Here is a 26,045-nt window from a genome sequence, read left to right as displayed (position 1 = left end):
GATTTACCTGTTTAATCCAGCGCGCAACAAGTACGCCGTTACCAAGCCACCACCATATCGCGCATCTGAATTTGCATCACAGGAATGGAGCTGGTGATTTCTGCAAATGCAAAATGTGGCTGCACCTGGCTGATTTTGACGGTGGTTTGCACCCGGTTCATTGACGCATCGATACGAACAGGGTGCTCGTAATGCTCTTTAGTGCGATACACAGTAAGCGTGTCCCCAGGCCGTAAACCATCCAGAGCGCCGGCATTAATTCTCAACTGCTGACCTTCCGCTTGAAGAATTTCCGCCATAAACGGCTGGCAGTTCATCAGCATCGACATGTCTTCACTGATGTTGGCAATCACACGCTCCACGGCAAAACCGTAATCAGTCTTCCAAAAATTCTGACTGCCAAATCCGGCCTTTGAAAATTCACTTTCCGTCCAGTCACCCTCGTCTGAATAAGACGTTCGATGCACCAAAGCCCCACTGTACGCCTCATAAACATAAACATCGACCGACATTCGCCTTGTCAGTGGCTCCGGCTCTACGAACCAATTCAGAAGCGGTTGAATCAACAACTCCTCCCGTTTGTAGTCCCCCCGATTACTCATATCCCGAATGACACCAGAAATCACATACTGCACCCCCAAGTCTCGTCCAATGCGTGATAACTCAGCAACGGTATAGTCCGGCATACTGCGGCTAGGGGCATTCGTCACATCCGGATACAAGCCTATATGAGTGGCAGGCTGAACCCGTAATCCGCCATACGAGCTCATTGTCAGCGCAACCCGCTGGGGTAACTCCCGTTCGATGGCGTCTAAGCCACCCAGCGTGGCGTGATCAATTTTCTCACGGCTAAACCCAAGTACGGCCACCCGCTTATTATAGTTTTGCGATTTGCTTGGCGTGCACATAGGGGCCTGAGCCACTTCTGCCCGAACTTTTAACGTCAGCACATTGCCGTCAATGGATTCGGTTAAGATTTCTACCTGGCCAAACTCAGCCGCCGACTCCATGCGAATGTTGTCATGGGAAATATAACCGTTGTTCGCAATTTCAGTACTGGTAACACGCACATTGGCTTGCAAAGATGCATCTCGCAGCGCTCTTCGGTAAGCCAGATCTCGTGCGTTTTCGACATCGCTGCCAATTTGCGCATGCCCTTCACCCGTCACAGTTTTCGACCAAGCTACGGAAGTACAAACCATCAGCATGGACAGCGACACCCAACGAAGTATTAGCTTTAACACCCGCATACCCTCACTTACCACTGCTCTGTGGCATAAGAATCTTGATTTCAAACCATTGAGATCTCTAACTGAACCATCAACATTCAATCTAAGAAGTAACTGCGCTTATGGCCGGCACGAATATGCTTACTTTGCTCATAGTAGTTGGAACGACCTTGAGTTTGTGGCGGCAGAGGCGAACGGCAGTCGGTATTGGCGGTGAGATAATTCACATCCGACAAACAAACAAAAAATTCCTTATCCAGAGTCATCTCAAGAACGGTTTCGTAGATGCCGTCTTTTTTCTTCTCGCTGGTCACCACCTTGGCCCCATGAACGAAGGCATCCACATACGTTTTAAAACGATCATCTTGCATGATCAGGTTTTCAATACTGGAGCCACCTTCCAACGCCGTACCATAAACCCGTTCAGCCATTGCCCGATAGGCATCCAGCTTAGAAGCTCGCATGCCCATAAGGTGCTGCTGAGCCTTATTCAGGTTTTTCTTGGTCTGAATCGTCCCATAACCTTTCACCCGAATCACTTGAGGCTGAGAATTCGCCGGGCGATCCATGTACTGAACCACAGGTTGAATCTGAGTTTCTGTTTTCGGAGCATTATTTGCCGAACCATTACCTTGTAAAAAGTGATGATTCGAACAGGCAGAAATAGACAAGGCCACTACGGCCACAGACACGCTTTGAGCGAGAGATAGAATCTTCATGACAAACCTCCGACAATTTATTGCCGCTTTTATGACTTTGCCAAGAGATTGATCAAATAGTATGCCAAGTTAATTTTCAGCCCGAAGTGCAATGCCTGAAACACATTCAGAACCTTATCAAGTCAACGGCTAACTGCCTAATTCATCAGTATTGATAGACCACGCCACCAGCGGGCTGGAACAGATACGTCCTGATGTTACCGTCACTTTGCTTGGCAGAGTTTGACGACATCTGGATAGGCATCACCGGCTGCTGGACCGGTTGAACAGGCGGCTGATAATACGGGGAATAAGACATAGGGGCCTGCGCCGGAGCCTGTTGTCCTTGAACTTTATTGGGATCAACCGGGGTCAATTTATAATATTCAGGCATCTGCACCTGAGGCGGCGCCTGTTGCACCATAGGTTGGCCATAAGGGAGTATCGGCTGATAAATGGGCGGCAACACCTTTACGTTTTCACCGTAGCCATGAGGCAAACTCTGACCGCTTTGAGTATAGCCTGCTGCACTCGGTTTATTGCAATTACACCCCGCCAGGTCATCTTCATTAAAATGATGAATATGATGAACTTCGCATCCTGCCAGTCCAATGGAGGCAGCAATCAATAACATGTGCAGTTTCATGAGCTTCGGCCTTGAAAACGTTAGTATCTAATCAAAGTATCGACAACGCATGGTGATTCTTGAGTTCTTTTTTGATAGAGGATTGTTAACCTCCGTAACCCAACCCCGTCTACCCGACCAAATACTGGCGGAAACTTAGTGATAATTGGCACACGGCTGTATAATGCAAACAGGCTGAGTCTTTGGCGCCGCAAGCGGGTAATCATCAACGTCCGGGAATTCATACGGGTTTTCCAGTACTCGGCCAGCCAAAGCGCAGGCAGACAACCCAAACACAATGCAGCCAATCATCGACCAACGCAGTAAAATCGAAATACGCTTGTTCATAAAACACCTCCTTTCGATTACTATCGGCAAGTACCCATTATTTTAGAGGCAAGATTTGAAAACCTATTTAGTCGGCGGCGCAGTTCGAGATAAATTACTCAATATTCCCAGTTATGACCGAGACTGGGTGGTCGTAGGATCAACGCCCGAGCAAATGGAGCAACTCGGCTACCGATCCGTCGGCAAAGACTTCCCGGTATTTCTGCACCCAGAGACACAGGAAGAACACGCCTTAGCCCGCATGGAAAAGAAGCAAGGGCACGGCTATCAAGGGTTTGAATGCCAGTTTTCACCGGATGTCACCTTAGAGGAAGATCTCTTACGAAGAGACCTGACCATTAATGCAATGGCGCTCGATGAAAAAGGGAACCTCGTCGATCCGTACAATGGTCAACAGGACATTAACAACAAGCAATTACGACACGTCTCCGAAGCCTTCATAGAAGACCCACTAAGAGTCCTCCGTGTGGCTCGGTTTGCTGCTCGATTTCATCACCTTGGTTTTACCGTTGCACCAGAAACCTTGCAACTGATGACATCCCTTTCCCGTTCTGGCGAGCTCAACTACTTAACCGCTGAACGAGTTTGGAAAGAAACCGAAAGAGCATTAAGTGAGCGCTCTCCTCAGGTGTATTTTGAAACACTTAGAGCCTGCAACGCCCTTCAAGTCATCTTTCCTGAAATTGACAATTTGTTTGGTGTACCGCAACGAAAAGAATACCACCCGGAAGTCGACACCGGCATTCACACCATGATGGTGCTTGAACAAGCGGCAGGTCTTTCCGAGTCGCTGGAAGTGCGTTTTTCAGCCCTGACCCACGACCTCGGCAAGGCCGTCACCCCAAAACACGTTTTGCCGAAACACATTGGCCACGAAAAAGAAGGCCTTCCGCTCATCAAACAGCTGTGTGAGCGATTGAAAGTTCCCAACAAACCGAAAGAACTCGCCCTACTCGTCGGAGAGTTACACACCAAGTGCCACACCGTGTTTGAACTGAAACCGTCCACACTTTTAAAGCTGCTAAATCAATTGGATTGTTGGCGAAAGCCGGAACGGTTTAATCAATTTCTGACCAGTTGTGAAGCCGATGCACGCGGCAGAACCGGCTTTGAAAACAGAGCGTACCCCCAGGCCAATTACCTTCAGGGCGCCTACCAAGCCTGCCTACAAGTAAATGCCGGTAACCTGGCCAAATCCGGTTTGAAAGGCGTGGCCATACGCGACGAGCTGACAAGGCAACGTGTCGACCTTCTGCGTCAATACAAACAAGCTAACGTCAAACCCGACCGTATTTAGAGTTCATTCTTAATCAAGGCCGACCTATATTCAGCCCAACTGAACGCGGGACCTGGGTCGGTTTTACGATCAGGCGCAATATCGCTGTGGCCTGCAATACGCTCTGTAGTAATGAGCGGGTAAGCCGCCATCAGCGCCTTCGTCAATTTCGTCAAAGATTGGTATTGGGCGGGTTCATAAGGGTCTGTGTCTGTCCCCTCCAACTCAATGCCCAACGAAAAATCATTGCAGTTATCCTCCCCCTGAAACTCAGAAACACCAGCATGCCAGGCTCGCTCATCGGTGGAAACAAACTGAACAATGTCGCCGTTTCTTCGAATAAAGAAGTGGGACGAGACCTGTAACGCTTTAATTTCTTCAAAAAAAGGATGTTCGGTACTGTCTAATGAGTTTTGAAAAAAGCGCTCAACGTAGCCACCGCCATATTGACCGGGAGGCAAGCTAATATTATGGATAACAAGCAATGAAGGACTGCGATGCGCAGGACGCTCGTTAAAATTAGGAGAAGGGATTCGCTCGGCAGACGTCAGCCAACCTTCGATGATGTGCATAAGTAATTAATCTCAAGCCTGTTTTCACAAACTTGAGATTAACATGCCATGGCCAAAAATGCTGAAACAACTAGGCTGGTTTGCGAAGCGTTTGCACCACCGCCTTTAATGCGCGATCGAACACAGCACCGTTATCAATCAAACTGATCTGCCCGGACTGCAACATTTTGGCAAACTCAACACGGCAACATTCATGCGCCTTAATGCCGGCATGATTAACGAAAATGTATTTATTCAGTTTCGGCAGCGCTGCCGCCAGTTTGCAACGAATTTCCGTTTCTTCTTTGGTCAGTTTAAACCAGCTGCCATTGCCAAAATCATCCACTTTAGCCAGATACTCATTTAATGAGTCATCATCCACGTCCTGATTCTGCTGAGTCAGCACCTGGTCGATAGCAACCATGGTTTCATTCGGAGACAAATCTTCTTCGGTATCACGCAGCTTTTCTGCCGCCGTATAGGTTTTGACTAACCAGTTTTTAGACTGCTCTGCCTGTTCAAGTGTGCCTTCTTTGGTGCTTGCTTCTTTCAGCATGTTAATTTGAAGCGTTTCAAGCTCTTTCAATAAACGGCTGCTGTCATAAGGATTAAAAGATACGTCAGTTAATCCCTTACGTATCTTCTTCTGCACCATAGGAATGACTTTCAACAAAACAGGTCGGGTGCTTCTGGAATGCTCTCCGGCCACCGACCACAGCATTTGCTCAATCGCAAACACCGCATTATTCCAATCTTCGCTGTCGTGACCCGATTTCAGCGCATGTAGGAACAACACTTTACTCCAGGCCTCAGACAACAAAGTATCCAAAAACTCCGGCAGAGGTCGGTACGGCTCCGTCACTGAGTGCAGTGCCGTTTTTACCCACTCTCTGGCATTCTCGGTTTTGGCTTTGCCTTCTTCTGCGTCTTGTAAACGTTGAGTCACCAACTCAACACGGCGACTCTCTTTTTCCTGAAAGACCTGAAAATCGGCATTTAATAATTCGAACAAGTCGACATTATTCTCAAATTCATTACAAACCCGGGTAACCACCTCTTCAATCTTGAACTTCAATCGCTCCTGAAAACGATCGGTCTGGGTGTTGAAGCCAACGGCGGCTGAGGCTAAAGAATTCAATAAACTTCTGGCCGGATGCGTCTTCTGGTCAAAGAAACGCTGATCCTGCAACGCCAATTTCACCAACGGCAACTGCAAGCGAGCCAAAAGTGCGCGAATACCTGGAATGATGTTTCTGTCTTCCAGAATGAATTCAAACAACATCGCCACCAAATTAATGGCGTCGTTGTCTTTACGGCTCATTGGTAGCGGTCGACCGGCCGGAGCGGATTCCTGCAAGGCACCGCGCACATGGTTTCGAATATCAAACTGCAACCAAGCCTGCAGCTCATTACCTTCCGCTTCCGAAGGCATTGGGATGGTAGACAAAGTCTGGCACAGTTGAGCCGTTGGCTGAGTCGGCCCTTGATACGAAGGCGCCGCAACCAGAACGTCGCTGTTCACCCCCTGAACCTGAGTCAACAACTTCTGCAAAGACCGGAAGATGGGCTTTAAATCGTTTTGAGTGACATTACCGCCACCTGAAGCTTGAGCACCAGTGTCACCGGCATCCCCGTTCTGCTGATCGAAATTTGATTTAACTTTTGCCGGTTGTTTTCGGCCTAAATCCGGTAATGCACCATGAGTCACCAACAATTTATCAATCTCTTCGTATAGACCAGACAATTTGGCCAACACAAACTGGTCAAACAATTTATAAACTAACAGCCGTGCTTCAATATCCAAATCCAGCAGTTCAAGGGATTCACTGAAATAATCACACAAATTAATTGGAGCAACCGGGTTGTCAGCATCACTTAAATCTTCTTTCGCCAATAAATAGGCCAAACGCTGATTCAAATAACTGAGCGATGTTTTGTTCGCGGTCGTGGTTTTATTGGACATAGTTTCAAGCGCAACGCGCTCTTCAAGCTCATCGTTCTGAACCAACGACAAACTGTCCATCGAGACTTTATCATCCTGGCGAGACGATATCGCAACGCCGGAGGACATCTCCTTCACCGAATTTTTAAATCCTTCAAAAAACTTAGCTTCCATTTGGCGGCGCTGCAGACGAACGGCTCTCATCGCATTAAAATAACGCTCTTGCTGTTCGTTCGAAGATGCCTTATCGGACAACTTGAATAAAGTATCATCCGCACTATCAAACATCGCACGAAGAAGCATCTTTAATTCTTTCTCTGAAAGATCACAAAATGCCTTAACCGGAACCGACAACCCCTTTACTTGGGTCTGTCCTCCAGAATTAATTGAAACCACTTTCTTTTGAGGGCTCATTGACATTTCTCCGATGAGTTCCAAGTGCTATAGATAAAACTAAAGTACTGTTTTTATATAAATCATAGTTTAATACGAAGATACCCGAAATATGCGGATTTACGTCACGTTTTTACGTATCTTTACGATATTAAATTGACGGTTACGAGCAGCTTCCAAACCTATTACAATAACGCCAGTCAAATTACCAAAATGTAACGAGTTACTTTCTTATGACCACGATCTCCAATGTCCTACTCAACAACATTCAGCAAAGTGTACAACAAGCCCTTCAGGAAGATGTAGGCGATGGAGATATTACCGCTTTACTGATCCCCGAAAACAAACTTGGCCACGCCCGAATCATCACCCGAGAACCTGGGATTTTATGCGGCCAGGCCTGGGTCAATGAAGTATTCAAACAGTTCGACGCCAACGTTGAAGTCATCTGGCATAAAAGCGACGGAGATGTACTTGAAGCCAATGACGTTTTATTCGAACTAAAAGGCTCTGCCCGCTCCCTTTTGACCGGAGAACGCTGTGCCTTAAACTTCCTTCAAACTTTATCTGCGACCGCGACCCTGGCAAATCAATACACCAAACTGGTCGAAGGCACGTCCGTCACACTGCTCGACACCAGAAAAACACTACCCGGCATGCGTCTTGCTCAAAAGTACGCCGTTAAAACCGGTGGCTGTGACAACCATCGCATAGGCTTGTTCGATGCGTTTTTAATCAAAGAAAACCACATCAGCGCAGCAGGCGGGATTGAACAAGCGGTGACTCAAGCGCAGAAAATTGCCCCAGGCAAGCCCGTTGAAGTGGAAGTGGAAAACTTTGAAGAGTTGGATCAGGCACTCAAATCCGGCGCGGATATCATCATGCTGGACAACTTCAGCAATGAAGACCTGGTTAAGGCAGTAACCATCAACAAAGAACAGTTTCAAGGCAAAGCCAAACTCGAAGCGTCTGGCGGCATCACCCAACAAACCCTCCGAGCAAAAGCTGAAACCGGCGTGGACTACATCTCCATCGGTGCATTGACAAAAGACGTGAAGGCATTAGATTTATCGATGCGTTTTGTAGAGTTATGAGCCTGGGAATAACTCCTGTGTAACCGAATCAACCATCTTCAATTTATTGCCTGATGCTCTAGCCGCTTTCAGATAAACTAGGGCATCCTCTGGTGACTCTTCTTTCATCGAAATTTTTGCCAACAGCAACCAGGGTTCCACCAACTCTTGGTGATGCTCCACCATAGGAATCAACCTTAACTTTGCTGTATTTAAATCACCTAACTGAAATTCAATATTTGCAAGATAGAGGCCGCCACGAATAAACGTTGGATCTTTAGCAAATAAGTTTTTTACAGTTTGGTAACTCTCATTTGTCACATAGTTACAACGATTCAGCACTGAAACGTAAGTAACTTTTGCCGTATATTCGTTCAACCAAAATTCGCTTTTATTTCGCTCATAGTCGGCTAACTGTTCACAATTTACGCCCTTCATCCCCGAATGGTAGACCTTACCAAGCTCGCTACCATGTTTTAAATGGCTATAACCAACTGCCCCTACACCACTAAAAACAAAAAGAACCAGAAAGCCATAGATGTATTTCACTGCCTTCGGTACATCACTAGCTATTAGCGCTTCCTTTCGAGAGGTCACCCCAAGGTAAAGCCCTACAATCAGCGCCCACATTATGGCAGTACCACCATAACGCAAAGGAAAAGAGAAAAAGCCGTGAATCAAAGACACTAAAATACCAACCAATAGGAAAAGCGCCAACTCAGAATAACTACGCTTTATTTGTTTAATTAAAAAATAAATAAATACAATAAGCAGCCCTAGTCCAATAAAACCAAGCTCGACCCACAGCTCAATATACTCATTATGAGCATGAAGCATTTGCCTATCTTCAGAGACCGCATTTCTTAGTGTTGTACCCTGTAAATTTTGATACAAAACAGATCGAAATTGCCCAAGACCATGCCCTATTATTGGTTTGTCTATAATACCGCCGGCACTACTCCCCCACGCATCAAGCCGATACTGAATACTGTTATCAACCGTTGCAACTTTAACAACCTCTTTTTGAGCAGGACTTAATATCCAGCACCCAATGAAAGCCGAAAGCACCAAGAACACTCGAAAGGGTAAATAAAACCCATTCCAGTTAAGTTTCCGCCCATGAACCCACTTTGCAACACACATACAGAATGCAGCGCCAAGAATTAAAGCCAGTAACACGCCTCTTGTTTTGGTCAAAGACAAAAATGCAAATAAACTCGCTAACACCATTGTGTAAATTAAAATTTGAGTTATGGTTCCTTTTCGAAAAAAAGCCAACCAAGTACAAACAGGAATCACCAAAGCTATAGCATTAGAAGCAAAGTTTCTGTTTGAAAAAGTTGATCCTGGAGCGGCCTGACTGCGATAAATCAAATCCACAGAACTAAACGACTCTAAAAAGCCAATAAAAACAACCAACCCCGCAACAAAAATCAAGATATTCATTAGCGGAACAAAAAATGACTCCTCACTTTCATCTCGAACAACTAAGTAGGCAGCCACCATAACCATCATGATCGAACAAAGCTGAATAAAAGAAAGAAGACTATCTGAGTTTACGCCATTGAAAAAAAGAGAAGCTGCCCCAAAAAGCAGTAAAAGTAATAAAAAAACTGTGAGTGAGCTTGATTGAAGCCTAGAAGTAAACGCAATTAAGAACAAAGAAGCGATACCAAAAGATAATAAGAACCTGAGACCAGAGGTTTGATAAAAGTTTTGAGGTAAAATTGCAAAACTTGCAACCATACAAATCAACAAAACATACAAAAATGCGCGAGACTTAAGAAAAATCATTCAAACCCTATATTTATCACTTTATTTTAATCCAGTTAGCTTACCGCTATTACAACAGTAAACACAAAGGACTTTAAATTTTATGAAACATATCAACGCAAAGTTTAAAGCAACACTCGTTCATACTCTATTGAGCCTAACAGCATTTTCTATTGTGCTCTATTATATGTTGACTCAGTGGTTCCCTAACCCATTCTTTGCTGCAGAAGGTGGTTGGCAAGCCTTAAAAATTGTTTTATTTGTTGATATTGTTCTCGGTCCGTTTCTCACTTTCCTAGTCTTTTCTCCTCTAAAATCAAAAAAAGCCATCTGTTTTGATTTAACCTGCATTGCGATCGTTCAGGTCATTGCTTTTAGCTGGGGTGTAAAGCAGGCGTATAACGCACAAGTCATAGGTATCAGCTACCTAGTACACAATAAAACGTTTTACCCCATCAAACTTATTGATGCGAAAAAACAAGATCTGAATCCAGACGTTTTCTTTGACTTAGATAAGCAAAACACCCCCTCAGTACTTTACAGCACCAGGCCTCCAGAAGGGGATTACGACGCCTATACAGAGTCCATTATCGCTACTTATCATGGCATTCAAGAGCACACACAACTAAAGCTGTTGAGCAGTTTTCAACAAGCTCCCATAGACATTGACAACCTAGCCATTAACGGCACCCCCCAAGAAAAAGAAGCTATTAAAATTTGGAATCAAAAGACTACAGATAAGTTTATTTTTGCTCGATACAAAGGAAGTTTTTCCATAGGAATTCTTGTTTTCAATGAAAACCTAAAACCAGTCGACTTTATAGAACTAAAAAACAACCAAAAGTGACGTTTTTTGTCATAACAATCTATACCAAAAAGAAACTCTGCGGCAAAAAAACAACCTAACGCATTGATTAAAATAAGATTTATAAAAATTGGCACCAGTATAGCTTAAACAACAACATCCAAAACGGTATTAATTTTTAGTCAAACCCAAAGGGGAATCAGAATGAAACAAGTACAAAAAGGTTTTACATTAATCGAACTAATGATCGTTGTTGCAATCATCGGCATCCTTGCTGCTGTAGCAATCCCAGCATACAACGGCTACATCACATCTTCTCGCTTAGAAGCAGTAGAAGGCAACATGGAAGTAGCAATGCGTTTGGTTAAAAACGAATCCGCTAAAGTTGCTGGTGGTGGAACAAGCGTAAACATTGTTGCTACACTTAACGAAGGCAACAAAAAAGCTGTAGCGAATCCATCCCTAGATGCATTTAAAGGTTCTGCGGTAGTTGCGGCAGACACAGGACAGGTTGGTATCGTTGGTCTAACTGGTGGCCTTGCTACACTTGGTGCAGCTATGTCAATCTCTGGAACCGATGCAGATGGCAACGTACTGACACCAATTACATTTACAACTGTAAATTAAGCGTAAGCTAATTAAGAGTTGGCTCACAAGAAACTCCGTTTGGAGTTTCTTGCGTTTTACTTGAATAAAACATTGAGGTGTGCACATGATAAAAACAAAAGGGTTTACCCTGATTGAGCTGATGGTTACTGTTGCTATTATCGGAATTCTTGTTTCTGTCGCACTCCCCGCTTACAACAGCTATGTTCGTTCAGGTCAAACAAAAGTCGCTTCAAATAACTTAGAAACACTTAAGTTATTTGAAGAAGCTTATTATTTAAATAATAACACTTATGTAGCAGGTACTATGACTGGCGGTAGCGGTGGTCCACTTGAAACTACTCTGGGCTTCAAGCCTGAAGGCAATAATGCCGGTGCCTACACTTATACGGTAGCAGCCTGTTCTGGTGGAAATATCACTGACTGTTATAAAATCACAGTAACGCTTGCTTCAGATACCAGTGTTGTCGAAACCTACGAAAAGAACTAATTTCTGAAACTAATACCTAAGTCATAAAATTGACAAGTATTACACTGACTTAACGTCTATTCTTGTGCTATAAATTCCTAATAGCAAATTTATATTGGGGATCAAAATGAATAACGAAACAAGGCTGTCAGGCTTAGCTAGACGACTCGCTGATGATGGTATAATTTCAGAAGAAATAGCCATAGAAGCCAGCAAATCAGCAACAAGTCAAGGAGTTTCGTTAATCAGCTACCTTTGCCAAAATAAGCTTGCAAAGTCGAATGACATTACTGTTGCAGCAGGTGAAGAATTTGGCTTACCCATCATGGACTTTTCAGCTTATAACCCTGAGCACATTCCAAAAGACATCATTAAACCTGAACTCATTCAAAAGAACTTAATTCTTCCCTTAATGAAGCGAGGAAAAACACTGTTTGTCGGTGTATCTGACCCGACCAACATACACTCTATTGATGAAATAAAATTCAGCTCAGGATTAAACATTGATCCAATTTTAGTCGAACCAGAGTCTCTCAAAAAAGCGATTGAAAATTTTTTAAACGCTACAGACACTACCAGCTTTTCTATTGGCGATGATGACGAAGAATTTGGCGACTTAGAGATTGCTGAAGACGAAGAAGAACAAGATGTAACACAGTCTGAAGCCGATGATGCACCCGTCGTGAAATACATTAATAAAATGTTGTTAACTGCAATCAAAACAGGAGCGTCTGATTTACACTTTGAACCCTACGAAAAGCGTTATCGAGTTCGGTTCAGAACCGACGGGGTGCTTCATGAAGTTTCTTCGCCACCGAATCAAATAGCAGCTAAAATATCCGCACGATTAAAAGTTATGTCCAAAATGGATATTGCTGAAAGGCGTGTACCACAGGATGGGCGTATCAAGTTAAAAATTTCAAAAACCAAGTCCATTGATTTTCGGGTAAATACACTACCTTGTTTATTCGGAGAAAAGCTGGTTCTACGAATTTTAGACGCAAGCTCCGCCCAAATGGGCATCGATGCTCTTGGCTACGAAGAAGAACAAAAAGACATGTATATGTCTGCATTAGAACAGCCTCAAGGAATGATTCTGGTAACTGGCCCTACTGGCTCTGGAAAAACAGTTTCCCTCTACACTGGTTTAAATATTTTAAACACTCCAGAAAGAAATATTTCAACCGCTGAAGACCCTGTAGAGATTAATTTGGAAGGGATTAACCAGTGTAATGTAAATAACAAGGTTGGATTAACTTTTGCCGAAGCTTTGCGTTCGTTCCTGAGACAAGATCCCGACATCATCATGGTTGGTGAAATCCGAGATCTGGAAACGGCAGAAATATCCATCAAAGCGGCGCAAACGGGTCACATGGTAATGTCTACCCTGCATACTAACAGCGCACCTGAGACACTAACGCGCATGATTAACATGGGGGTGCCAGCATTCAACCTGGCAACATCAGTCAATCTAATCATTGCACAAAGACTGGGTCGACGACTTTGCTCAAACTGTAAAGCAATCATTGAAGTGCCTAAAGAAACATTGCTCGCAGAAGGCTTCACTGAAAATGACTTATCTCAACCATTTGATATTTATCGCCCTGTAGGCTGCGATAGCTGCAACAAAGGATACAAAGGAAGAGTTGGCATCTATGAAGTCGTAAAAATCACTTCACCTATTTCAAAAATCATTATGGAAGGCGGTAACTCCATAGAAATTGCAGAAGCTTGTAAAAGAGAAGGTTTTGATGACTTGAGGCGATCAAGTCTAAAGAAAGTCATGCAGGGAGTCACCAGCCTTGAAGAAGCCAATCGAGTAACTTCATCACATTAATTATTACCATTAATCGTTATATTCGGTTAAAAGAGATCCAATATGGCTCAGAAGCAGCAAGAAAAGAAAAAATTCATTTGGGAAGGAAAAGACCGGTCCGGCAAAATCAAAAAAGGAGATATGTCCGCACTCTCAAGTGCTCTGGTTAAAACTCAATTGCGCTCTCAAGGTATTAGCCCAACTAAAGTAGTTCAAGAAAGAAAGTCTTTACTTGGAGGCAAAGGGAAGTCCATTAAACCAATGGACATATCCATCTTCACCAGGCAACTGGCAGTCATGATGAAAGCAGGGGTTCCACTTGTTCAATCATTTGATATTGTTTCCGAGGGACTTGCTAACGAGTCCATGAAAGAACTAGTCCTGAAAATAAAAACTGAAGTAGAAGGCGGTAGTAGTTTTGCGTATGCAATCAAACAACACCCCTTATATTTTGATGACTTATTCTGCAGCTTAGTTGAGTCAGGAGAGCAGTCCGGTGCTCTAGAAACCATGCTCGACCGAATTGCAACCTACAAAGAAAAGACAGAAGCTTTAAAAGCCAAGCTAAAAAAAGCACTCAACTACCCTATTGCCGTATTGGTTATTGCTGCTGTTGTAACAGGCATCCTTCTTATTAAAGTTGTACCTCAATTTGAGTCTGTTTTTGCTGGGTTTGGAGCTGAGCTACCAGCGTTTACACAAATGGTCATCAATTTATCTGAATTCATGCAGGCCTGGTGGTTTATTATTCTTATAAGCATCATTGCTATCGGGTATTCCTTTTCCCAAGTTCTAAAACGATCAGAAAAAGCCCGAAACCAGCTTGATAGAATATTACTTAAAGCTCCGGTTGTTGGAAAAATCACTTACGATTCATCCGTTGCACGATACTGCAGAACATTATCAACCACATTTGCCGCAGGTGTCCCACTCGTTGAAGCACTTGACTCTGTGTCTGGCGCTGCAGGTAATGTGGTCTTTACAAATGCGATTAACAAAATCAAAGAAGACGTTTCCTCCGGCACCCAACTTAACCACTCAATGAAACAGTCAGGTCTTTTCCCACCCATGTGCCTTCAAATGGTCGCTATTGGTGAAGAATCTGGAGCTCTAGATGAAATGCTGGATAAAGTAGCGACTCACTTCGAAGCCGAGGTAGATAATGCCGTTGACGGCCTAACCAGCCTTATGGAGCCGATCATTATGTCTGTTCTAGGGGTTCTCGTTGGTGGCTTGATTATCGCTATGTATCTACCTATCTTCCAGCTCGGAAAGACAATCGGCTAATAAGGTAACTTATGGAATTAAATTATTCAGGCGAGCAACTGCTCGCCTTTTCTGTGATCTTAGGTTTATTAGTAGGAAGCTTTTTAAACGTCGTGATTTACCGGGTGCCGGTGATGTTAAAGCGTCAATGGAAAGAAGAGTGCCACGATTTTCTTGAGCTAGACAAAGAGAAGTTAGAGCAAGAGAGCTTTAACCTAGTGACACCAGCATCAACCTGCCCCAAGTGCCAGCATAAAATTCGCCCTTGGGAGAATATTCCAGTAATCAGCTACCTCTTTTTAAGAGGTAAGTGCAGCAACTGTAAAGCGCACATATCGCTGCGATATCCATCCATTGAAGCATTAACAGGTCTTCTTTCAGGGGTCATGATTTACCATTTCCAGCCCACACTTGCCGGGGCAATGGCCATGGTATTCATCTGGCTGTTGATCGCTCTGTTTTTCATTGACCTGGATGAGCAATTATTACCCGATAACATTACCTTGCCCTTGTTATGGCTTGGCTTAATTGCAAATTCAATGAACCTCTATACCGATCTCACCAGTGCACTTTTTGGTGCAGTTTTTGGTTATCTGATCCTATGGTCGATTTTTTGGCTATTTAAACTCACCACAGGCAAAGAAGGCATGGGTTACGGCGATTTCAAGTTATTAGCCGCACTTGGCGCTTGGTGTGGCTGGATGATGCTTCCACAAATATTGATCATATCTTCGGTGATCGGACTTGTTTTTGGGCTGAGTCAAATGTTCAAATCAGGTGAGAGTCGGCCTTTCCCATTTGGCCCAAGTTTGGCCATTGCCGGCGTCATTGCGTTTCTTTACGGAGCAGAGGTAAATCACTGGTATTTATCGACGCTTTAAATTCAACTCATTGAATAGCCGAGCATAAAAAAACGCCAGATTATCTGGCGTTTTTTTAAGATACTCGCATTAGTTTTTTCAGACTTTAAAAGCACTGATCAGCTCTTGCAACGAATGCGTTAATTGAGCCATTTCCCCACTGGCTCTGGCCGTACTTTCAGCATCTCCCGATGTCTGTTGGCTCAAATCTGAAATAGAGTTAATGTTCCGATCAATCTCCACCACCACATTGGTTTGTTCGCTGCAAGCCAACGCTATTTGCTGGTTCATCGCGGTAATGGATTCAATCAAGGCACTGATGTTAGCCAATACTTCGCCTACTTTACCTGACTCATCAACCGTTTGAGAGGCTCGATCGTGACTGACCTCCATCGCCTTAACGGCGTCTTTCACACCCGACTGTAAACGCGAAATCATTTCTTCAATTTCTTCCGTAGAAGACTGTGTTCTTTGAGCCAGTGTACGAACTTCATCTGCCACCACCGCAAATCCACGGCCCTGCTCACCCGCACGAGCAGCTTCGATAGCAGCATTCAATGCCAATAAGTTAGTCTGTTCGGCAATGCCTTTAATCACGTCCAGAACCTGAGAAATATTGGCACTGTCTTTTGCGACTCGATTAATCACTGACACCGAATTTTCTATTTCCGACGCTAACACATCGATATTCTTGAGCGCAGCGTCTACCTGTTGTGTCCCCACTGAGGCTTCTTGTTTCGCCTTCTCAGCTTCTCGCGTAGCATGTGTTGCATTCTCTTCCACCTGCTGAACCTGGGCCGTCATTTCATTCACAGCCACAGTAACCTGTTCAGTTTCCTGCATCTGGCGATCTACTGAGTCTCGGCTTTTGGAAGAAATCGATTCAAGTTTACTGGACTGCGTGTCCACCTCCACTGCAGTCATACTGACTGCCTGAATCAGGTCGTGAATACGCTGAACCATGGTATTAAATTCAGTGGTTAATTCACCCATCTCATCGCGAGTGTGCAAGCTCATTCGAACTTTCATATCACCGTTAGAAACTTTTTTAGCGGAATTCCGGAAGCTGGCAATGGTGTCATTCACAGACACATAAAAACCCAAGAACATTAACAGAATAATGACCAACAACACCGTAATTGAAATCAAAAAGATTCGAAGGGTCGAACTCTGCTCTTCAAGGCGATTTTCAAGAATCCGGGTCATGAGCGGAGTAACCGTCACTCCCATAATATTAAACAACTCATTAACGTAATCAGAACTGTCGACGTAATACTTATCCCAAGTAGACTCAAGCTGAATAGCCGAAATCAGGTTATCGTCCAAATACGCCATCATGTCATTCATTCTGCCCACTAAACCGCTGACAGGCTCTTCAAGTGCACGCATCAACCTTGGGTCTTCTTCCATCAGCTCATTCATGTCTTTCTCAAAACGCGCCAGGGAATCAATAAAGCCATCGTAAGCGTCATTCAAAGAATCAGATGTACCGGAATCCATAAAGCCGGCATTAAAAGCCACCATCCCCGTAGCTCGTAACTTAGCGACCAAAGGCGAGAATTCCGGATACAGCCGAACCAACAACTCTTGCAAACTTAAGATGGCCCCATCGTGCGCCTGAGCCAGGCCCGAGGCCCGTGTGGTGGTTTTTAACATGCGGATAAGCGGTTTCAGTAAGTCCTGGTAACGCTTTACCTGCTCATCCACGTAATAGTCACGAACATTGTCGGTTTTAAGCTTTTCCCAGCTTTCAAACGCCAATGTCATTTGCGCCGTCAACCGATCTTCTTTGTCCCACTTGGGTTTCCAACCCGCCAGTTTGGCCAAGGCTTCTTCCACATTCCCTTCAGACTGGGCAATGCGGCTGCGCATTTCTTCATTGCCTTTGTAGATATAAGTAGCTTTTAAATCCCGGTACTCGGCAGCAAACTGAAGGGCTAACAAGGTGTCTTTGACGATTTCAACACCCTCAATCTGACTTTCGGTGATTTCAATATCAGACTGAAGCTCTTCAACCAAACCGTAACTTAAAGCCAACAATGGGAGCAGGAACATCACGTTGATCAAACTGAATTTGTACGCGTAATTCAGTTGATTCATCAACTTGACGAAAGGACGAATTATCAGCTTCATATATACACCAACTTCTTAACAGGAAACCTTATAAAAGCAAATGACGGCTATCTTCCAATACTTGCTTTAATCTCGTTGTGAACTTTGCAGCCAATACGCCATCAATAACCCTATGATCATAAGATAAAGCGATTGGTAATATTAATCTCGGTTGCCATCCCTCGTCCGCCCAAACGGGTTTGATCGACGCTTTAGACACCCCTAATATCGCCACTTCAGGTGCATTTACAATCGGAGTAAACTGCGTTCCTCCAATGCCACCCAAGCTGGATATTGAAAAACAACTTCCCTGCAATGCATCAGGTTTAAGCTTTCCTTCTCTCGCCTGTTGAGCATAATGCATACAATCACTGGCAATGTTCAAGATACTTTTTGTATCCACATTTTTAACGACAGGCACCATCAGACCTTGATTTGTATCCACTGCAACACCAATGTGATAGTACTCTTTAATTATTATTTCATCGCCTTCAGGCGCCAGTGAGGCATTGAAGCGCGGCATTTCAGAAAGCACTTTTTGCACGGCTTTGACCAAAAAAGGAACCAACGTAAGTTTTACGTCGTAGATCCCATCCTGATTCACTTTCTTTCTGAAGCTTTCCAGTTCAGTAATATCAATTTCATCAAATTGCGTAACGTGAGGAACGTTCAGCCAGCAACGGTGTAAATGCTGAGCACTGATCTTTTGAATTCGGGACAGTGCTTCTCGTCTTACCGAACCAAATCGGCTGAAATCCACCGCTGGAATAGGCTCTATGCCCGCTCCGGAAGGTTGCGTGTCGTTCGATTCACCCAAACGCTTTTTCACATAACCCTGTATATCTTCTTGTAATACTCGGCCTTTCGGGCCGGACGCGCCAATTAACTGGAGAACATCCTTCAACGAAACACCAAACTCTCTGGCCAACTTTCTGACCGCAGGCCCGGCGTAAATGCTTGAACTGGTTGAAAGTGTTTTACCCTCGTCGGCCAAAGCCTGGCTTTGGTGATTCGAGCCGTCTTTATTGCTATCGGCGCCAACTGATTGAACTTTAACCTTTTCTTCAGCTTCATCCGATTTATCTTCGGCTGAATTAGCGGCCTGATGAAGAGAGCTTTCCTTACCCTCAACCAAAACCACTGCAATGAGGTCACCTTCATTCACTTTATCGCCGACTTTAATAGCCAACGTCTGAACCACCCCCGCCACCGAAGAAGGCACTTCCATGGTCGCTTTATCCGTCTCCAAAACAATCAAGGATTCTTCCGCATCAATCGACTGACCTTCCGATACCGATACCTCAATCACCGATACATCGGAAGCACCGCCAATGTCAGGCACCACAATAGATTGTTCATAACTTACGTTATCGGATGCAGCCTGCTGAACCGCCTCACCAGAGTGCGCACTCGACGAATCAACTTGCTGCGGTGATGAAGCGGCGTCACCTGCCACCGTACTGCTCTCCATTTCTTCTGCCGAATCTTGTGCTTGCCCTTGAATCTCCATTGACGCAAAGACATCACCCTCATTCACTTTATCCCCGACTTTAACGTTAAAGCGCTTAATTACTCCGGCTGAAGGCGCGGGAACCTCCATCGTCGCCTTATCAGTTTCTAACACCAACAAAGCTTCGTCCTGCTCTACGGCATCACCTTCAGCAACCGGCATTTCAATAATTTCGATGTCTTGGAAACCACCCAAATCAGGTATTTTGATTTCGTCCATCACAATCCTTTCCTCTGATATAAAGCGTCTTTCTGCTGCTCTTAACCCAACAATGCGTTGATCTCGAACGCCCCCTCTCAAACCATCAATCTCGAACAACTAAAGCAACATGGGGTCTATCTTATCTGCATCGATACTGAACTCCTGCTGAGCCTCCCGTACCACGGACGCTTTAACCAATCCTTGCTGAGACAAAGCATGTAAAACCGCAATGCAAATATAGAAACGGTCCACCTCAAAGAAGTGACGCAATTTATTTCGGGTATCGCTTCGACCAAAACCGTCTGTCCCCAGCACGGTATAAGCCATTGGTACATCTTTTCGAATCTGATCGGCATAAGCCTTCATGTAATCCGTAGCTGCAACCGCGACCTGTCCCCGGTTCTGCAAACATTCGCGCGCATAAGACAGCTTTGGTTTTTCATCGGCGTGCAGCATGTTCCAACGATCCACAGATTGAACATCTCGACCCAATTCATTAAAGCTGGTGACACTCCAGACATCACAAGCGATATCAAACTGCTCGGACAGAATCTCTGCTGCAGCCTCAACCTCCCGTAAAATCGTACCACTGCCTAATAACTGAGCCCTCGATTTTCTGTTGGAGGTATCTTCCTTCAACAGGTACATGCCTTTAATGATGCCCTCTTCAATGCCCTCTGGCATATCGGGGTGAACGTAATTTTCATTCATCAACGTCAGGTAGTAATACACATTCTTCTGATCGGTATACATCTCCTGCAGGCCGTGCTGAATGATGGTGGTTAGTTCATAATTGTAGGTTGGATCGTAAGCTCGACAATTCGGGATCGTCGATGCCAAAATATGGGAGTGGCCGTCCTGATGCTGCAACCCTTCACCGTTGAGAGTCGTTCGCCCTGCCGTCCCGCCCAATAAGAAACCACGGGCCTGAATATCACCCGCCGCCCAAGCCAGGTCACCAATCCGCTGAAAACCAAACATGGAGTAATAAATATAAAACGGAATCATCGGAAAACCGTTGTTGCTGTACGACGTTGCTGCCGCAATCCACGCCGCCATCGCCCCGGCTTCGTTAATCCCTTCTTCCAATATCCGGCCTTTGATGTCTTCTTTGTAGTACATCAGTTGGCCTGAGTCATGTGGTTCATACAACTGACCCACCGACGAATATATACCCAGCTGACGAAACATCCCTTCCATCCCGAAGGTTCTGGCTTCGTCCGGCACAATCGGCACCACTCGCTCACCAATGGACTTATCTTTCACCAAGGTTGATAACAACCTTACAAAAGCCATGGTCGTGGATATTTCTCGGGTTCCAGAGCCTTTCAGGTTATTGGCCAGTGATTCCAGCGTCGGCACAGCCAAACTTTCCGAAGACGTACGGCGCACAGGGTAAGGCCCACCCAATTTTTCCCGTCGCTCTCTCATGTATCGCATCTCAGCTGAATCCGGAGCCGGGCGATAATAAGGCAATGACTCTATCTGACTGTCTGATACAGGAATGTCAAATTTATCCCGAAAGCCCTTCAGTGATTCCAACTCCAACTTCTTCACGGAGTGTGTCTGATTTTGAGCTTCACCGGCCTGCCCCATGCCGTACCCTTTCACAGTCTTTGCCAAAATAATGGTGGGCTGCCCCTTATGCGAAGCTGCGGCGGCGTAAGCGGCGTAAACTTTATACGGGTCGTGACCGCCCCGGTTTAGCTGATACAACTGCTCATCACTGTAATCTTTTACCAATTCCAGCAACTCTGGGTAAGCACCAAAGAAGTGTTCTCTCGTGTAAGCACCGCCTTTGGTTTTATAGTTCTGGTATTCGCCATCAACCACTTCCGCCATTCGCTGTTCAAGAATACCGTCCTCGTCTTTGGCTAACAGCGGGTCCCAGTGGCGCCCCCACACGACTTTAATCACATTCCAACCCGCACCCCGGAACTGGCCTTCCAGTTCCTGAATGATTTTACCGTTCCCTCGCACCGGGCCATCCAACCGCTGCAAATTACAATTCACCACAAAGACTAAATTATCGAGTTTTTCCCGACCCGCCAGAGCAATGGCACCCAGCGTTTCCGGCTCATCGGTTTCTCCGTCGCCAATGTAAGCCCAGACCTTGCGATCCTGCACATCCACCAGCCCCCGGTTTCCGAGGTATTTCATGAAGTGCGCCTGATAAATCGCCTGTAAAGGTCCCAGCCCCATAGAAACCGTCGGAAACTGCCAGTAGTCCGGCATGAGCCAAGGATGTGGGTACGATGAAAGACCGTCACCATCCACTTCCCGTCGGAAGTTATTCAAACGATCTTCCGAAAAGCGCCCCTCTAAAAATGAGCGGGCGTAAACTCCGGGCGAGCTGTGCCCCTGAATGTAGACCAAATCCCCGCCATGCTCTTCGGTGGGCGAACGAAAGAAATGATTAAAACCCACATCGTACAAGGTCGCGCTTGAAGAAAAGCTGGCGATATGGCCGCCAATATCTGAAGACTCCTTATTAGCCCGCATCACCATCGCCAATGCATTCCAGCGAATGATTGAGCGAATCCGGCGCTCCATGAAAACATCCCCTGGATAAGGGGCTTCAGCTTCCTTAGGTATTGAATTTCGATAAGGAGTCGTGAGTGCGTATGGGGTCATGGCCCCTAGTTGACCAGCTTTATTTACCAGCCTATCCAGTAAAAACTGCGCTCTTTGCTTGCCTCTGTGTTGAATGACTGACTGAAAAGCTGCTAACCATTCCTCGGTTTCCGTAGGGTCAATATCATGCTGACTCATTCTGTCTCCGTCTCAATCCTGTGAATTCTTATGTGAATACAGTTCACGATTACAAACCAGTGCCTTCAAGTATAGACAACCATATGAATTTGAAAGGTATTTAAGAACAACTTTACTTAAATTATTGTAAACAGGAGAATTGCAGTCAGACTTGGACTCAATCTATAAAGTGGATCAAATGGCAAGACAAAACGAAAAGACCGTACTGATAACAGGAGCCGCTCAGCGCTTGGGGGCAGCCATGGCCAAAACGTTCCATAAGGCGGGTTATCGGGTGATTATTCACTACTTTGGGTCTGAAGCAGCCGCGCACAAGCTCTGTGCGGAATTCAATCAAGTTCGCCCTGAGTCAGCCTTTACCTGCCATGGTAGCCTGTCCCAGCCGGAAGCCATTACCAAACAAGTCTGCGAAATAACCGACGCCTTGGCTGTTTTGATTAATAACGCTTCCAGCTTTTACCCCACCTCCATCGGCACGATTACGGAGCAAGACTGGGATGATTTATTTGAAAGCAACGCAAAGGCGCCTTTGTTTCTAACTCAAAGCCTTGTCCCACTGCTTCTCAAACACTCCACCGAGTCCCCCGAACACACAAGCAGCGTCATCAATTTGGTGGACATTCATGCTCAAAAACCGCTCAAAGACCATACGGTATACAGCATGGCCAAAGCAGCGAATCAAATGCTGACCCTGAGCCTGGCCAAAGAATTAGCGCCAAACATTCGAGTCAACGGCATCGCCCCCGGCGCCATTCTTTGGCCTGATCAAGAAGACGAAGTGAATGAGGAATACAAACAAGAAACGCTGAATAAAATACCGGCACAAACGCTCGGCGACCCACAACACATTGCAGACACCGCTTTATTTCTGGCTGACGGCCCCAGTTACATCACCGGCCAAATACTGTCTGTGGATGGAGGAAGAACGCTTTTTAGTTAACAAGATCTCCAGCATCTTATGATCTGGAGATTTTTTTGCCTTGCCACTCAAAATCGACTGACCACAACTTTTGTGCTTTCTTATCATAGCCTGACCACATTTCTGAATAACAGGCCGCGTAAGCAGGATGTTGTTCTTCGCCCGCTATTTCAGACAACGGCAACAACACAAAAGCATTCTTTGAAATTTCATCACGAGGCAGCTCGACGCCATCCACCAGCCCAATCACATGATCGTACGTCAAAATATCAATGTCGAGCGTTCGGGCACTGAATTTCTCAACATTTCGGCAACGCCCGTATTCATCTTCCAGCGCTTTAAGCCATTTGGATAACTCGCCTATCGTTTTATTCGTATCAAAACGCGCCACTAAGTTTAAAAAATGATCACCATCGAAACCCACCGCTTCACTTTCATACACCTGCGATACATCCAATGGGCCAAAAGCCTCGTACAAACGATCCAAAGCAGCGGTCACATGAAAATAGCGACGAATGTTTGTTCCGATACTGACAAAGACCGATGTCATATCTTTTCCTTACTACTGAAGTTGCTAACAGATTAATGGTGCTTTCGAGAAAGAGCTATTGTTTAAGAAACAAGCTATTTTGAGCGGGTAATCTCTACACCGACACAATTGGCGGCAGCCACAGCCTCCGGCTTCGAAATTTTCACCGTGACGTCTTGCGGCTGGTATTTTTGCAGAATCATAGCCGCAACTTCCTCCGCCAAACGCTCAATCAGCAAAGGTTTCGAGTTTTTTGCCAACAACACCACATCCTCACTGACTGCCGCATAATTAATGGCATCGTTTAAGTCATCACTTTGACCGGCAGGTTTTAAATCGGACGTCATCACAATATCAAATATCAACGGTTGTGAGTGCAATCGTTCAAACTCATAAACACCGATTACCGCCTGTACCTTCAGGCCGTTTATAAACACCTTATCCATATCACTACTCGTTCATCGTTCACATTAATTGTTCAAACAGAGAGTCCGGCTAACCCCAAAGACCATCCAGTCAAGACGTCAGCCACCAAACTCGCTATGATAGTAGCTCATTCAATCACGCTTGATACGATGATGAACAACGACCTCACGCTGTTACTCTCTGCGGCTTTTATCGCCTATCTTGTTGGCTCTTTGCCAACCGCGATGATCATCAGCAAATTTCAACACTATTCAGACCCGAGACAATCCGGTTCAGGCAATGCAGGCGCAACCAACATGATGCGCCTTCACGGCTGGAAAAGCGCCCTAATAACACTCATAGGGGATGTCCTGAAGGGCTTTCTCGTCGTAAAACTGTACCAACAGGTCGGTAACAACAGCCTGACCCACCTTGGTGTCGTTGCCAGTGCTGTTATTATCGGCCACATTTACCCACTGTTCTTTCGTTTTAAAGGAGGTAAAGGCGTTGCCACCATACTAGGCACCATGATCGCCATTTCACCGATATTATCAGCAATCACCCTCGGCTTATGGCTCACAGCCCTATTGATTACCCGGATATCAGCTTACGCAGCCTTGATATGCGCGTTAGTGTCTCCGATCGTTGTCTACTTCATCGACAACCACGTACTGGCCTTTTGGTGCACCTGCAGCGCCATCCTGCTATTTTCCCATCGGGAAAACATTCAGCAACTGCTCAGCCCTAAATAACTGCTCAGTCCTAAATAGCCACTCAGGCCTCAATCAAACACTCAAACGAACTAAATAGCCGGCAGTTCGGTTAGCGGCCATCTCGCGACAGGTTTCACCGCCAAATCATCTTGCTGCCCTGCCTTTAACCGCTGACAACCAGCAAAGGCGATCATTGCGCCATTATCGGTACAAAATTCGGGCCGAGCATAAAAAACCTTACCGCCAACTTTCGCCAATGCATCTTCGAGTTTTTCTCGTAACCGCGTATTCGCCGAAACACCACCGGCCATCACCAATTGTTTCATACCCGTTTGTTCCAGCGCCCGTCGGCATTTAATGGCCAACGTTTCCACCACAGCTTCCTGGAATGCGTGCGCGATGTCTGCCTTATCTTGCTCTTCCAGCTCACCTTGCGCTTTTTCAATCGCCAATACAGTATTTAATGTATAAGTTTTCAGTCCGCTGAAACTGAACTCCAACCCGGGACGATCGACCATAGGTCGCGGAAATTTAAACCGCCCCGCCGTACCTTGCTCAGCAAGGCGAGCAATATGTGGCCCTCCCGGATAAGGCAACTTCATCATTTTCGCGGCTTTATCGAACGCTTCGCCCGCAGCATCATCCAGAGACTCACCCAACAAGGCATATTGACCAATGCCATCGACCTGTACTAACTGGGTATGGCCACCGGACACCAATAAAGCAACAAAAGGAAACTCCGGCGGCGTCTCTTCCAGCATCGGCGCCAATAAATGGCCTTCCATGTGATGCACCCCCAAAGCAGGTACGCCCCAGGCAAAGGCAATCGCTCTGGCCGTCATGGTACCGACCATGAGCGCCCCCACCAAACCCGGCCCTTTAGTGTAGGCAACGGCATCAACCTCTTTATTGGTGATGCCCGCCTGATCCAACACACTCTGTATTAAAGGCAGCAGCTTTTTAACGTGATCTCGTGATGCCAGCTCAGGCACAACACCGCCATATTCATTATGCATCTCAATCTGACTATAAAGAGCATCCGCAATTAACCCCTTTTGAGAGCAATACAAGGCAACACCGGTCTCATCGCAAGAGGTTTCAATCCCCAGAACTAACATATCCACTCCAAAGTCAATCAGGATGCCCTGCATTTA

Annotated in this window: 23 protein-coding genes; 10 read left to right on the top strand and 13 right to left on the bottom strand. The window is 45.5% G+C overall.

Features of this window, described 5'->3' with window-relative positions:
* Positions 1–38: 38 nt before the first annotated feature.
* The 4 genes from ABD744_RS00550 to ABD744_RS00535 form a co-directional block, all read right to left on the bottom strand.
* Positions 39–1,244, bottom strand: coding sequence for a flagellar assembly protein T N-terminal domain-containing protein (locus tag ABD744_RS00550; RefSeq protein WP_344794352.1), 1,206 nt, complete (start codon positions 1,242–1,244; stop codon positions 39–41).
* Positions 1,245–1,327: 83 nt separating this feature from the next.
* Positions 1,328–1,948, bottom strand: coding sequence for an LPP20 family lipoprotein (locus ABD744_RS00545; RefSeq protein ID WP_344794350.1), 621 nt, complete (start codon positions 1,946–1,948; stop codon positions 1,328–1,330).
* Between the two features lie 145 nt (positions 1,949–2,093).
* Entirely contained in the window at positions 2,094–2,573 is a 480-nt protein-coding gene (locus tag ABD744_RS00540; RefSeq protein WP_344794348.1) for a hypothetical protein, read from the bottom strand.
* 135 nt (positions 2,574–2,708) lie between these two features.
* On the bottom strand, positions 2,709–2,900 hold the full coding sequence (locus ABD744_RS00535; RefSeq protein WP_344794346.1) for a hypothetical protein: 192 nt from the start codon (positions 2,898–2,900) through the stop codon (positions 2,709–2,711).
* A 55-nt stretch (positions 2,901–2,955) separates the two neighbouring features.
* Here ABD744_RS00535 and ABD744_RS00530 point away from each other — a divergent pair, with 55 nt between their 5' ends.
* Positions 2,956–4,197 carry a multifunctional CCA addition/repair protein gene (locus tag ABD744_RS00530; RefSeq protein ID WP_344794344.1) on the top strand — a complete coding sequence of 414 codons (1,242 nt, stop codon included), beginning with the start codon at positions 2,956–2,958 and terminating at the stop codon, positions 4,195–4,197.
* On the opposite strand, the gene ampD is transcribed toward ABD744_RS00530, so the two are convergent.
* Both ampD and ABD744_RS00520 read right to left on the bottom strand, forming a co-directional pair.
* A complete protein-coding gene (gene ampD, locus ABD744_RS00525) occupies positions 4,194–4,748 on the bottom strand; it encodes a 1,6-anhydro-N-acetylmuramyl-L-alanine amidase AmpD (protein WP_344794342.1) in 555 nt (184 codons plus the stop codon). The two genes, ABD744_RS00530 and ampD, sit on opposite strands and share 4 nt — an antisense overlap.
* Before the next feature lie 70 nt (positions 4,749–4,818).
* Positions 4,819–7,083, bottom strand: coding sequence for a DUF1631 domain-containing protein (locus tag ABD744_RS00520; RefSeq protein WP_344794340.1), 2,265 nt, complete (start codon positions 7,081–7,083; stop codon positions 4,819–4,821).
* A gap of 212 nt (positions 7,084–7,295) precedes the next feature.
* Between ABD744_RS00520 and nadC the strand changes: the two genes are divergently transcribed.
* Entirely contained in the window at positions 7,296–8,156 is an 861-nt protein-coding gene (gene nadC / locus ABD744_RS00515; protein WP_344794338.1) for a carboxylating nicotinate-nucleotide diphosphorylase, read from the top strand.
* On the opposite strand, the gene ABD744_RS00510 is transcribed toward nadC, so the two are convergent.
* Positions 8,151–9,929, bottom strand: a complete 1,779-nt coding sequence (locus ABD744_RS00510) for an O-antigen ligase family protein (RefSeq protein ID WP_344794336.1) — start codon at positions 9,927–9,929, stop codon at positions 8,151–8,153. The two genes, nadC and ABD744_RS00510, sit on opposite strands and share 6 nt — an antisense overlap.
* Before the next feature lie 82 nt (positions 9,930–10,011).
* Between ABD744_RS00510 and ABD744_RS00505 the strand changes: the two genes are divergently transcribed.
* The 6 genes from ABD744_RS00505 to ABD744_RS00480 all read left to right on the top strand — a co-directional run bounded on the left by ABD744_RS00505 (position 10,012) and on the right by ABD744_RS00480 (position 15,751).
* Complete coding sequence (locus ABD744_RS00505) at positions 10,012–10,755, top strand: hypothetical protein (RefSeq protein WP_344794334.1); 744 nt, start codon at positions 10,012–10,014, stop codon at positions 10,753–10,755.
* Between the two features lie 162 nt (positions 10,756–10,917).
* A complete protein-coding gene (locus ABD744_RS00500; protein ID WP_344794333.1) occupies positions 10,918–11,340 on the top strand; it encodes a pilin in 423 nt (140 codons plus the stop codon).
* Between the two features lie 85 nt (positions 11,341–11,425).
* Positions 11,426–11,809, top strand: coding sequence for a type IV pilin protein (locus tag ABD744_RS00495; protein WP_344794331.1), 384 nt, complete (start codon positions 11,426–11,428; stop codon positions 11,807–11,809).
* Positions 11,810–11,915: 106 nt separating this feature from the next.
* Complete coding sequence (gene pilB, locus ABD744_RS00490) at positions 11,916–13,625, top strand: type IV-A pilus assembly ATPase PilB (protein WP_344794329.1); 1,710 nt, start codon at positions 11,916–11,918, stop codon at positions 13,623–13,625.
* Between the two features lie 42 nt (positions 13,626–13,667).
* Positions 13,668–14,891 carry a type II secretion system F family protein gene (locus ABD744_RS00485; RefSeq protein WP_344794327.1) on the top strand — a complete coding sequence of 408 codons (1,224 nt, stop codon included), beginning with the start codon at positions 13,668–13,670 and terminating at the stop codon, positions 14,889–14,891.
* Positions 14,892–14,902: 11 nt separating this feature from the next.
* On the top strand, positions 14,903–15,751 hold the full coding sequence (locus tag ABD744_RS00480) for a prepilin peptidase (protein WP_344794325.1): 849 nt from the start codon (positions 14,903–14,905) through the stop codon (positions 15,749–15,751).
* A 78-nt stretch (positions 15,752–15,829) separates the two neighbouring features.
* Here the strand turns inward: ABD744_RS00480 and ABD744_RS00475 are convergent, their stop codons facing one another.
* The 3 genes from ABD744_RS00475 to aceE all read right to left on the bottom strand — a co-directional run bounded on the left by ABD744_RS00475 (position 15,830) and on the right by aceE (position 22,325).
* A complete protein-coding gene (locus ABD744_RS00475) occupies positions 15,830–17,863 on the bottom strand; it encodes a methyl-accepting chemotaxis protein (RefSeq protein WP_344794323.1) in 2,034 nt (677 codons plus the stop codon).
* A 28-nt stretch (positions 17,864–17,891) separates the two neighbouring features.
* On the bottom strand, positions 17,892–19,571 hold the full coding sequence (locus ABD744_RS00470) for a dihydrolipoyllysine-residue acetyltransferase (protein ID WP_344794321.1): 1,680 nt from the start codon (positions 19,569–19,571) through the stop codon (positions 17,892–17,894).
* Positions 19,572–19,670: 99 nt separating this feature from the next.
* Positions 19,671–22,325: a pyruvate dehydrogenase (acetyl-transferring), homodimeric type gene (gene aceE / locus ABD744_RS00465; RefSeq protein WP_344794319.1), complete on the bottom strand. Its 2,655-nt coding sequence runs from the start codon at positions 22,323–22,325 to the stop codon at positions 19,671–19,673.
* 178 nt (positions 22,326–22,503) lie between these two features.
* On the opposite strand from aceE, the gene ABD744_RS00460 reads away from it, so the two are divergent.
* Complete coding sequence (locus ABD744_RS00460) at positions 22,504–23,265, top strand: pteridine reductase (RefSeq protein WP_344794317.1); 762 nt, start codon at positions 22,504–22,506, stop codon at positions 23,263–23,265.
* 16 nt (positions 23,266–23,281) lie between these two features.
* Here ABD744_RS00460 and folK read toward each other — a convergent pair whose 3' ends face one another.
* Positions 23,282–23,794, bottom strand: coding sequence for a 2-amino-4-hydroxy-6-hydroxymethyldihydropteridine diphosphokinase (gene folK, locus ABD744_RS00455; RefSeq protein ID WP_344794315.1), 513 nt, complete (start codon positions 23,792–23,794; stop codon positions 23,282–23,284).
* A 74-nt stretch (positions 23,795–23,868) separates the two neighbouring features.
* Positions 23,869–24,219: a dihydroneopterin aldolase gene (gene folB, locus ABD744_RS00450; RefSeq protein ID WP_344794312.1), complete on the bottom strand. Its 351-nt coding sequence runs from the start codon at positions 24,217–24,219 to the stop codon at positions 23,869–23,871.
* Positions 24,220–24,315: 96 nt separating this feature from the next.
* Here folB and plsY point away from each other — a divergent pair, with 96 nt between their 5' ends.
* On the top strand, positions 24,316–24,930 hold the full coding sequence (gene plsY / locus ABD744_RS00445) for a glycerol-3-phosphate 1-O-acyltransferase PlsY (protein WP_344794310.1): 615 nt from the start codon (positions 24,316–24,318) through the stop codon (positions 24,928–24,930).
* Positions 24,931–24,980: 50 nt separating this feature from the next.
* On the opposite strand, the gene tsaD is transcribed toward plsY, so the two are convergent.
* Positions 24,981–26,009 carry a tRNA (adenosine(37)-N6)-threonylcarbamoyltransferase complex transferase subunit TsaD gene (gene tsaD / locus ABD744_RS00440; RefSeq protein ID WP_344794308.1) on the bottom strand — a complete coding sequence of 343 codons (1,029 nt, stop codon included), beginning with the start codon at positions 26,007–26,009 and terminating at the stop codon, positions 24,981–24,983.
* Positions 26,010–26,045 lie beyond the last annotated feature (36 nt).

This window comes from Litoribacillus peritrichatus (genome assembly GCF_039537985.1).
Lineage (GTDB): Bacteria > Pseudomonadota > Gammaproteobacteria > Pseudomonadales > Litoribrevibacteraceae > Litoribacillus > Litoribacillus peritrichatus.
The sequence above is the reverse complement of the archived record's forward strand: the minus strand, read 5'-3'. Positions and strand labels throughout refer to the sequence as shown.

Excerpts from the sequence above, each read along its gene's own strand:
- ABD744_RS00545 (WP_344794350.1), bottom strand. The coding sequence starts at position 1,948 with ATGAAGATTCTATCTCTCGCTCAAAGCGTGTCTGTGGCCGTAGTGGCC.
- ABD744_RS00540 (WP_344794348.1), bottom strand. The coding sequence starts at position 2,573 with ATGAAACTGCACATGTTATTGATTGCTGCCTCCATTGGACTGGCAGGA.
- ABD744_RS00535 (WP_344794346.1), bottom strand. The coding sequence starts at position 2,900 with ATGAACAAGCGTATTTCGATTTTACTGCGTTGGTCGATGATTGGCTGC.
- ampD (WP_344794342.1), bottom strand. The coding sequence starts at position 4,748 with ATGCACATCATCGAAGGTTGGCTGACGTCTGCCGAGCGAATCCCTTCT.
- ABD744_RS00520 (WP_344794340.1), bottom strand. The coding sequence starts at position 7,083 with ATGAGCCCTCAAAAGAAAGTGGTTTCAATTAATTCTGGAGGACAGACC.
- nadC (WP_344794338.1), top strand. The coding sequence starts at position 7,296 with ATGACCACGATCTCCAATGTCCTACTCAACAACATTCAGCAAAGTGTA.
- ABD744_RS00510 (WP_344794336.1), bottom strand. The coding sequence starts at position 9,929 with ATGATTTTTCTTAAGTCTCGCGCATTTTTGTATGTTTTGTTGATTTGT.
- ABD744_RS00505 (WP_344794334.1), top strand. The coding sequence starts at position 10,012 with ATGAAACATATCAACGCAAAGTTTAAAGCAACACTCGTTCATACTCTA.
- ABD744_RS00500 (WP_344794333.1), top strand. The coding sequence starts at position 10,918 with ATGAAACAAGTACAAAAAGGTTTTACATTAATCGAACTAATGATCGTT.
- ABD744_RS00495 (WP_344794331.1), top strand. The coding sequence starts at position 11,426 with ATGATAAAAACAAAAGGGTTTACCCTGATTGAGCTGATGGTTACTGTT.
- pilB (WP_344794329.1), top strand. The coding sequence starts at position 11,916 with ATGAATAACGAAACAAGGCTGTCAGGCTTAGCTAGACGACTCGCTGAT.
- ABD744_RS00485 (WP_344794327.1), top strand. The coding sequence starts at position 13,668 with ATGGCTCAGAAGCAGCAAGAAAAGAAAAAATTCATTTGGGAAGGAAAA.
- ABD744_RS00480 (WP_344794325.1), top strand. The coding sequence starts at position 14,903 with ATGGAATTAAATTATTCAGGCGAGCAACTGCTCGCCTTTTCTGTGATC.
- ABD744_RS00475 (WP_344794323.1), bottom strand. The coding sequence starts at position 17,863 with ATGAAGCTGATAATTCGTCCTTTCGTCAAGTTGATGAATCAACTGAAT.
- ABD744_RS00470 (WP_344794321.1), bottom strand. The coding sequence starts at position 19,571 with ATGGACGAAATCAAAATACCTGATTTGGGTGGTTTCCAAGACATCGAA.
- aceE (WP_344794319.1), bottom strand. The coding sequence starts at position 22,325 with ATGAGTCAGCATGATATTGACCCTACGGAAACCGAGGAATGGTTAGCA.
- ABD744_RS00460 (WP_344794317.1), top strand. The coding sequence starts at position 22,504 with ATGGCAAGACAAAACGAAAAGACCGTACTGATAACAGGAGCCGCTCAG.
- folK (WP_344794315.1), bottom strand. The coding sequence starts at position 23,794 with ATGACATCGGTCTTTGTCAGTATCGGAACAAACATTCGTCGCTATTTT.
- folB (WP_344794312.1), bottom strand. The coding sequence starts at position 24,219 with ATGGATAAGGTGTTTATAAACGGCCTGAAGGTACAGGCGGTAATCGGT.
- plsY (WP_344794310.1), top strand. The coding sequence starts at position 24,316 with ATGATAGTAGCTCATTCAATCACGCTTGATACGATGATGAACAACGAC.
- tsaD (WP_344794308.1), bottom strand. The coding sequence starts at position 26,009 with ATGTTAGTTCTGGGGATTGAAACCTCTTGCGATGAGACCGGTGTTGCC.